This is a genomic window from Nocardia sp. CC227C (assembly GCF_030767025.1).
Lineage (GTDB): Bacteria > Actinomycetota > Actinomycetes > Mycobacteriales > Mycobacteriaceae > Nocardia.
In genome coordinates this window covers 170,370-178,278 of sequence record NZ_JASITE010000015.1, presented here as the reverse complement: position 1 = coordinate 178,278, position 7,909 = coordinate 170,370, and the positions used below count along the sequence as shown (strand labels likewise).

9 protein-coding genes and 1 pseudogene are annotated in these 7,909 nt (G+C 68.9%); 5 read left to right on the top strand and 5 right to left on the bottom strand.

Annotated features, from left to right (window positions below; all coding sequences use genetic code 11):
- Positions 1 to 17: 17 nt before the first annotated feature.
- The gene (locus QMO76_RS27655) at positions 18 to 1,136 is read left to right on the top strand and encodes an Mrp/NBP35 family ATP-binding protein (RefSeq protein WP_306364273.1); all 1,119 of its coding nucleotides are present in this window, start codon (positions 18 to 20) and stop codon (positions 1,134 to 1,136) included.
- Between the two features lie 22 nt (positions 1,137 to 1,158).
- On the opposite strand, the gene QMO76_RS27650 is transcribed toward QMO76_RS27655, so the two are convergent.
- From QMO76_RS27650 to QMO76_RS27640, 3 genes are all read right to left on the bottom strand, one after another.
- On the bottom strand, positions 1,159 to 2,010 hold the full coding sequence (locus tag QMO76_RS27650) for an NAD(P)H-binding protein (RefSeq protein WP_306364260.1): 852 nt from the start codon (positions 2,008 to 2,010) through the stop codon (positions 1,159 to 1,161).
- A gap of 239 nt (positions 2,011 to 2,249) precedes the next feature.
- Positions 2,250 to 2,483, bottom strand: coding sequence for a hypothetical protein (locus QMO76_RS27645; RefSeq protein ID WP_306364259.1), 234 nt, complete (start codon positions 2,481 to 2,483; stop codon positions 2,250 to 2,252).
- 146 nt (positions 2,484 to 2,629) lie between these two features.
- Positions 2,630 to 3,691, bottom strand: a complete 1,062-nt coding sequence (locus tag QMO76_RS27640; RefSeq protein ID WP_306364258.1) for an LLM class flavin-dependent oxidoreductase — start codon at positions 3,689 to 3,691, stop codon at positions 2,630 to 2,632.
- Positions 3,692 to 3,742: 51 nt separating this feature from the next.
- Between QMO76_RS27640 and QMO76_RS27635 the strand changes: the two genes are divergently transcribed.
- From QMO76_RS27635 to QMO76_RS27625, 3 genes are all read left to right on the top strand, one after another.
- Positions 3,743 to 4,246, top strand: coding sequence for an SRPBCC family protein (locus QMO76_RS27635; protein ID WP_306364257.1), 504 nt, complete (start codon positions 3,743 to 3,745; stop codon positions 4,244 to 4,246).
- A gap of 2 nt (positions 4,247 to 4,248) precedes the next feature.
- Positions 4,249 to 4,818, top strand: a complete 570-nt coding sequence (locus tag QMO76_RS27630; protein ID WP_306364256.1) for a TetR/AcrR family transcriptional regulator — start codon at positions 4,249 to 4,251, stop codon at positions 4,816 to 4,818.
- 305 nt (positions 4,819 to 5,123) lie between these two features.
- Positions 5,124 to 5,450, top strand: a complete 327-nt coding sequence (locus QMO76_RS27625) for a nitroreductase family protein (RefSeq protein ID WP_306364255.1) — start codon at positions 5,124 to 5,126, stop codon at positions 5,448 to 5,450.
- 39 nt (positions 5,451 to 5,489) lie between these two features.
- On the opposite strand, the gene QMO76_RS27620 is transcribed toward QMO76_RS27625, so the two are convergent.
- The gene (locus tag QMO76_RS27620; protein WP_306364254.1) at positions 5,490 to 5,918 is read right to left on the bottom strand and encodes a lipocalin-like domain-containing protein; all 429 of its coding nucleotides are present in this window, start codon (positions 5,916 to 5,918) and stop codon (positions 5,490 to 5,492) included.
- 120 nt (positions 5,919 to 6,038) lie between these two features.
- Between QMO76_RS27620 and QMO76_RS27615 the strand changes: the two genes are divergently transcribed.
- A complete protein-coding gene (locus tag QMO76_RS27615) occupies positions 6,039 to 6,548 on the top strand; it encodes a hypothetical protein (protein ID WP_306364253.1) in 510 nt (169 codons plus the stop codon).
- Between the two features lie 81 nt (positions 6,549 to 6,629).
- Here QMO76_RS27615 and QMO76_RS27610 read toward each other — a convergent pair.
- Positions 6,630 to 7,850, bottom strand: a pseudogene (locus QMO76_RS27610) (LCP family protein); the annotation flags it as partial.
- Positions 7,851 to 7,909: the final 59 nt, after the last annotated feature.

Here is a 7,909-nt window from a genome sequence, read left to right as displayed (position 1 = left end):
GCGTTCCCGCCGCACCGATGGTCGAGGCGGCCGCGGTCATGCGTGCTCTCGCCGGGGTGCACGATCCGGAGATCAACCGCCCCATCACCGACCTCGACATGGTCGAGGGAGTCGACATCGACTCCGGCAACCGGGTCACGGTGCGGGTGCTGCTGACGGTGGCCGGGTGCCCGATGCGCTCCAGACTCACCAACGATATCGAGACCGCGGTGCGCTCCGTCCCTGGAACCGATTCCGTCACTGTCGATTTCGGAGTCATGACCGATACGCAGCGCGCGACTCTGCGACAGCGCCTGCGGGGCGGCGACGATCCCGTCATCCCTTTCGCCCAGCCCGGCAACCGCACCCGCGTCTACGCGCTCGCCTCCGGCAAGGGCGGCGTCGGAAAGTCCAGTGTCACCGTCAATCTCGCCACCACCCTGGCCCGGCGCGGGCTGCGGGTCGGCATCCTCGACGCCGACATCCACGGTCACTCCATCCCGTCGATGATGGGCACCGGCGCCACACCCACCCAGATCGACCGCATGCTCATGCCTCCGACCGCCCATGGCGTCCGGCTCATCTCCATCGCCATGTTCGTCACCGGCAACGAGCCCGTCGTCTGGCGCGGCCCCATGCTGCATCGCGTGCTGCACCAGTTCCTCGCCGACGTCTACTGGTCCGATCTGGACATCCTGCTCATCGATCTGCCACCCGGCACCGGCGATATCGCCATCTCGCTCGCCCAACTCCTACCGACGGCGGAGATGCTCATCGTCACCACACCCCAGCACACCGCCGCCCGCATCGCCGAACGCGCCGGAGCGGTGGCAGTGCAGACCGGACAGCGGGTCGCGGGGGTCGTCGAGAACATGTCCTGGTACGAAGGTTCCGACGGTGCTCGGCACCTGCTGTTCGGTGCCGGTGGCGCCGAACAGGTCAGTGCCGGACTCACCGACATCCTGGGCACCGACTGCCCCGTCCTCGCCCGCATACCCCTCGACCCCGATGTGTGCACCGCGGGCGACGAAGGCATCCCCATGGTGCTCACCCACCCGGACTCCGCTGCCGCACAGGCGATCTCCGCTCTGGCCGATCACCTGTACGCACGCCGAACCCGTCTCGCCGGACACCGACTCGCGGTCGCGCCGGTATGAGCCGGGCTCGGTGGGCGACCGTTCAGCCCTGTTTCCACGCGCCTGCCGCGATCGCATCACGCACGTAGTCGTCGAAGTCCTTCGGCTCGCGCCCCAGCAGTTGCCGCACGGTGTCGGTCACCGTGGCGTTGCGGCCGTCCAGCAGGGTCGCGAAGATGTTCAGCATTACCGCCACCTCCTCGTCCGGCATGCCGAACTCGGAGGCCAGCACCGCACCGAACTCCGCACCGCTGACCGGTATGTACTGGATCTCGCGACCTGTCGCCGCGGCGATGGCGGCCGCGGCGTCACCGAAGGTGAGCAGTCGCGGACCGGTCAGGTCGTAATCCCGGCCAGCATGCCCGTCCTCGGTGAGCGCGGCGACCGCCACATCGGCGAGATCACCGGAATCGATGAACGGCTCCAGGACCTGACCGGCCGGGAAGGCGAGCGCACCCCCGAGGATCATCTCGGTGAACACACCCTCGTCGAAGTTCTGGTTGAACCAAGCCGCTTGCAGCACAGTCCATTCCACACCGCTCTCCCGCACCGCACGCTCGGCCGCGGCGGCCTGGTCCTCACCCCGGGCCGACAACAGCACCAGCCGCCGCACACCCTTGGCGACCGCCAGTTCGCTGAATGCCCGAAGCGTCTCTCCGGCTCGCGGATCCCCGATATCCGGGGTGTACATCAGGAATGCGGCCGACACGCCGGCCAGCACCGCATCCCAGCCAGCGCGGTCCGACCAGTCGAAGGGCACCTCCGCCGACCGGGACCCGATCCGCACCGAGTACCCGGCGGCACTCAACCGCTCGGCCACCCGCCGCCCCACCTTCCCGGTTCCGGCGGTGACGAGAATGCTCTGAGTTGCTGCTTTTTCGTTGTTCGAAGTCATGCCCCCAGTCAAGCCGCCCGGTCGCCGACCAGCCATCGTCGAGAATCTCGCCCCCATAAGTGACCGTCTTCCGGGGTGGACCGCCCGCTCCGACCCGCCGCACCGTCGCATCGCGGGTCGGGGTGTCATCGAGACCATGCCGACGGTGCGGGCGGCGATGCGATCCCTATGGGACCCGCACGGATGCACCGCCGCCACTGCAAGATCGCAACTTCACAGCATCCACGCAGGCGGCCGCGTCAGCGGCACACCGCGTCGGCGATGGCCTGGGCGGCGGGCAGCAGCGGGCTCTGCGCGCCGCCGGTCGCCTCGATCAGCAGGACCAGCGGATAGGAAACGGCAGTGCACTGCGGCGAGGGCGGAGGCGGCGTGGCGCTCGCGGAGCCGACGCCGGTCAACAGGGCGCCCCCGGCCAGGGCGCCGGCGATCGTGGTGGTGGCGAGCAGTGTGCGCATATCGATCCCACTTTCCATCCGAGTACTTCTCAATGCTTCAGACAATCTTCAGCAACTATCGAAGCCCTCGAGGCGGTCGTTTCGTAACCCGTCAGCGCTGTGATGTACGTCTCGCCACGCGTCGCATCGGCGGCACCATCGCGCGCGGCGCGCGAAACCACCCGTCAGGCGGTCCGGTCGTCTACCAGGTCCACGAGTCGCCGCAGCGTCGTCAACTGCTCCTCGAATGGGGTGTCCAGCTTCGCCAGGATCGTGGAAACGCCTGCCGCCCGATAGCGTTCGACGCGCTCGGCCAGCGCTTCGGGGGTGCCGACGAGGTTGGTGTGGCTGCCCAGTTCGAGCGGGACAGCGCGGCGGGCCGCGTCACGATCGCCGGATTGCCAGAGTTCGGCGACGCGGCGCACCGCCGGGCCGAAGCCGAGTCGGGTGAACGCCTCGTTGTAGAAGTTGCGGCCCGCCGCGCCCATGGCCCCGATGGTGAAGGCGTAGCCTTCCGCGTGGCGTCGAATACGTTGCGCCGCATCGGCTTCGTCGTCGGCGAACTCGACGGCGACCGGCGCGACCAGGTCGAGGTCGGCCAGGGTGCGGCCCGCCGATTCCGCGCCCTCGCGCAGTGGGTCGAAGAAGACCTCGGCGGCTTCGGGAATGAAGGCGTTGCCGAGCCAGCCGTCCGCGGCCGCGCCGGTCAGCCGGAGATTGGCGGGGCCCATGGACGCGACGTAGACGGGCACCTCCCGGGGCGCGACCAGTGGCCGCAGGGCACGGCCCGCGCTGTCGGGCAGGGGCAGGGTGTAGACCTCGCCGTCGTACCGCAATGGTTCGCCGCGGCTGATCATGCGCACGATATCGATGGTTTCGCGGGTGGTGCTGACGGGTTTGCGGAAGCGAACGCCGTGCCAGCCCTCCATCACCGCGGGGCCGGATACACCGATGCCGAGGCGGAAGCGCCCGCCGGAGAGTTCCTGCAGGCTCAGGGCCGAGGTGGCGAGCAGCGCCGGGGAGCGGGAGCCGAGTTGAACGACGAAGGTGCCCAAGCCGATCGAGGTCGTCCGGGCGGCGAGATAGGCCAGGCCGGTGAGGGCGTCGTAGCCCCACACCTCCGGCACCCACAGCGAATCGACGCCGAGTCGCTCGGCCTCCACCGCGAACTCCGCGGCTCCGGGCAGGCGGGGTTCGACGACTACGCCGACGCGTAGCGGTTTCCGAGGGGGCTGCGTCGCTACCATGCACTATGTTATAGATCATATAAACTGTCGACGGGAACCCGAGAGGACCGCGTGCGCTACCGCGATCAACCGACCATCGAAGTATCCGAACGCGTTTCGTGCACCCCCGCACAGGCGTGGGCCCTGGTCACCGACATCACGCTGCCGTCGCGATTCTCCGAGGAACTGGAGTCGGCACAATGGCTCGACGGCGCGGATCGGGTCGCGGTCGGGGCGCGCTTCCGGGGGACCAATCGGCACAGCGCCATGGGTAACTGGTGCACGGACTGCGAGATCATCGAGGTGGAGCCGGAGCGACGCTGGGTCTGGCAGGTGCACGGGCCCGCCGGTGTGAGCGCCACCTGGGGGTTCGAGGTGGATCCCGCCCGCTCCGGAGTGATCGTGCGCCAGTGGGGACGCCTCGGCCCGGGGCCGTCCGGGCTGAGCCACGCCATCTCCGCCATGCCGGACAAGGAATCCCGCATCATCGCCAACCGGCTGGCCGAATGGGAGCGCAATATGCGTGCCAACCTCGCCGCCGTCAAGGCTACATTCGAGCCGCCGCGCGAGGACTAGTCATGGCGGCACGGGGCACGACCAAACAGAAGATGCTGCTGGGTGCGGTGGAGCTGCTCCGGGAGCGTGGTTCGGCGGGAGTCACCATCGACGCGGTCCTCACCCGCACCGGCACCCCGCGCGGATCGGTCTACCACCATTTCCCCGACGGCCGTCGCCAATTGCTCAGCGAGAGTCTGGAACTCGCCGCCGACGCCATCGCGGAGCTGATCGAGCGCGCCGCCGCCACCGGCCCCACCGAGGCCATGCACCGCTTCGTCGCATTCTGGCGTCACCTGCTGCGCGAGTCCGACTTCAACGCCGTCTGCCCCGCCGTCGCGGTGGCCGTCAGCGGCACCGAGGACGATCGCGCCCTGCATCCCGACGTCGCCGCCATCCTCACCCGCTGGCACACCGCGCTCACCACCGCACTGACCGTATCCGGATTCCCCGCCGACCGCGCGAAACGCCTCGCCACCCTCACCCTCTCGGCGATCGAAGGAGCGATCATCCTCAGCCGCACCTCCCGCTCGCTGCAACCGCTTGACGACGTAGCCGCCGAACTGGAACCACTGCTCACCGCACGCCCCTGACCCACGCCGACGATTATCGGCCTGTTCGAATACGCCGCCCGGTCGTGGCCGTCGTCGTGCTCGTACTCCGCACGGTCGTGCTGGACACCATGTCGCGGGGGAATTCGATGCGCGACGCACGGCTCGCCGTCTCCACGCCCAGCTCGTCGCCGGGCAGTCGAGAGGGCGGCGCACCGATTCGGACCGCTGCGACCCCGGCCAACCATCGCGGCCCGCACGCCGCGCGGATCCGATTCGGGCGGTTGATGATCGGGCTGGGCCGTGGGTGTTTCGATGAACACAGTTGTGCTCAATACGATCGTGGTGTGGATGTGTACGAGGCGGTGGCGAGTAGGCAGTCCATTCGAGCGTTCACCGACCGGCCGGTGGCGCGTGCGGTGTTGGACAAGGTGCTGACGGCGGCTGCTCGCACGCCGTCGGGCGGCAACCTGCAACCGTGGCATATCTACGTGCTGAGCGGTGATCGGCTGAGGGAGTGGGCGGAGTATCACCGAACGGTCGATGCGGTGATCTCACCGCCGCCGCGGCAGTTGCTGTTCTGCGGCATGTCGATAGGCTTCGCGCACCCCGCCACCGCGCACCCCTACCCACCCCGGGCCGCACTGTCCGAAACCGTGACCTTCCTCGAATGAACCGCCCTGCCGGAGCGTCGCCGCCCGACGCGACGGCAGCTACTCCACGCGGACCCAGTGCAGGCGGTTGACGAGGGTCCGGTCGCCGACCGGGGTGGGCGGGGTGCTGAGCACCAGTCGGTCGCCGGACAGCTCCACGATGCGCCGCTGCTCGCTGCCCACCCAGTTCGGGAACAGGCTCATGCGCAGGGTGTGGACGACGGTGTCACCTTCGAGGCGGTACTCGCCGCAGTAGGCGACATAGGTCGAATATGCTTCGGCGCGTTCGGGTTCGGGGCCGCCGAGCGCGTTCGGGGTCGACAGGTGGGGGCGGTCGGAGCGGGACAGGTGACCACTCATCCAGCCGCCGGAGGTGTAGACCACGGAGCCCTCCGGGTGGTCGCCGAAGGGCCGGGTGACAGCGCCGGTTTCGTCGGTCGCGGTCCATGCCGTCAACCGCCACCGTCCCACCAGGTCACCGGATTCCATGCGGTCGATGCTAGCGCCGGATCGGATAGCGGGCCGCGTGGGCTGAGTGGAACTACGCAGCGGTTCGGGTAGTCGCGCGCAGGTACGCGTGGGGTCGAACGCAGCAGGATCGACAGCATCGTGGTTCACGCACGGGAGGTCATGATGAATCGCTCGCTGTTGGTCGTCGGTCAGGTGCTCGTGGTGCTGTTCGCGCTCGGGGTGCGGGTGCTCGCCCCGGGGTGGTGGCTGGTCATCTTGTTCATATCGTTCGGCGTGGCCGCCCTGATCGTGCTGTCCCCGCTGCTGGTGGCGATCTCGGTCGCCCTCGCGCTCGCGCCGACCCTGCGCCCGCGCAGCCTGCTGGCGCTCGCGGCCGCCGACCTGTCCCTGCTCGTATTCGCGCTCACCCTGCCGGACTTCACCGATGTCGCGGATCGCTATCCGGTGCCGTTGGCGGCCCTGACCACCGGCGACGGGGAGGTGTCGCGGGCCGCGGCGGATACGTTCAGCACCGTCGCCGGATGCGCCGCCCTCGCCTATGTGGCGGCGGCCGCGCTCACCGTGGTGTTCGCGGTGCTCGATCAGCGCCGTTCGCGGGACGGCCGGACACCACCGCCGCCGGGTCTGTCCGCCCTCGCGGTCGCCTGAATCCGTTCAGTTCACGCACGGAACACCATCGCCGATCGACCCCGTCACCGGTTTGCCCGCGGTGAGGGTCGAGGCGGTCGTTGTTGTTGGCGAAGGTGTTGTCGTACTGGAGGTTTCGGCCGCCTCGTCCGCATCGGTGCTGGGCGTGGTGGTCGGTGTGGGCGCGGCGAGCCCGAAGGCGACGCGGACCTCCCGCTTGATCGCGGCGGGATCGATGATGTTCACGTCCTGGCCGTTGACCGTGGCGTAGCGCAGCACCGGCAGCGTGCGGAACTCCACCGGAATCGCACCCGCCCGGCCCATCGTGTGAGCGAACTCGAGCAGGTTCCAGCCCTTGGACAGCATCATGTTCGCGTGCGCGGCGTCCACGAGTCGCTTGAGCCTGCCCAGATCGGTGAAGGTGCCGGAATCCTGTAGCGACTTCGCCACCGACATGAGGAACGCCTGCTGTCGGTGGGTGCGGTCGAGATCGCCGTTGGGCAGGCCGTGACGCTGGCGCACGAAGGCCAGCGCCTGCGCGCCGTCGAGATGCTGGCGACCGGCGGGGAAGACGGCGCCGGAGTAGTAGCTGTCGTCGACGGCATCGTTGAGGCAGACTTCCACGCCGCCCACGGCATCGGCGAGATCGTAGAAACCGGCCAGGGAGATCTCGGCGAAGCGGTTGATCGGGACGCCGGTGAGCGAGCGCACGGTCTGCACGATGGAGGCACGGCCCGCCTCCCGGCCGCGATGCTCGAGCTCGACCGGATCGGTCATGCCCTGCTCCATCAGATCCTGTTCCACCGCGGCCTTCTTCAGCCCGTACGCCTCCTTGATCTTGACCTTGGTGTAGCCCGGGATACCGGAGACCTCGACATAGTTGTCGCGCGGGATGGAGAAGGCCACGACCTTGCTCAGATCCTTCGGAATGTGCACCAGGATCAGCGAATTCGCGTTGTAGCCGCCGACGTCGCTGTCCCCGGCGTGCAATGCGTCCAGGACCTCGCGCGGCAGGTCCTTGCCATCGAAGTCCTTGCGCGTATCCAACCCGATGAGCAGGATATTGAGATCGCCGTCGAGCGCGGCGGCGTCCTCGTCGGTGAGCACATCCGACCGCGTGAAGCCCTGGTCAAGCCCGGCCGACGCGTACCAACCCACGCCGGTCGCCCCGACCACCACGGCCGCCACCGTCGCGGTGAGCAGCCGCACCAACCCGCGGGCCCGCCGGGCGCGCACCGACCGCACCGGCGCCGCACGATGCCGCGGCCCGCGGGCATGCCGCGGTCCGTAGCGGGCGGGCGGATTGCGAGGTTCGTCGGGCATCACCTTCGAGTGTGTGACGCAATGCTGTGAACAGCCTGAATGCGCAGACCAACCGGTTG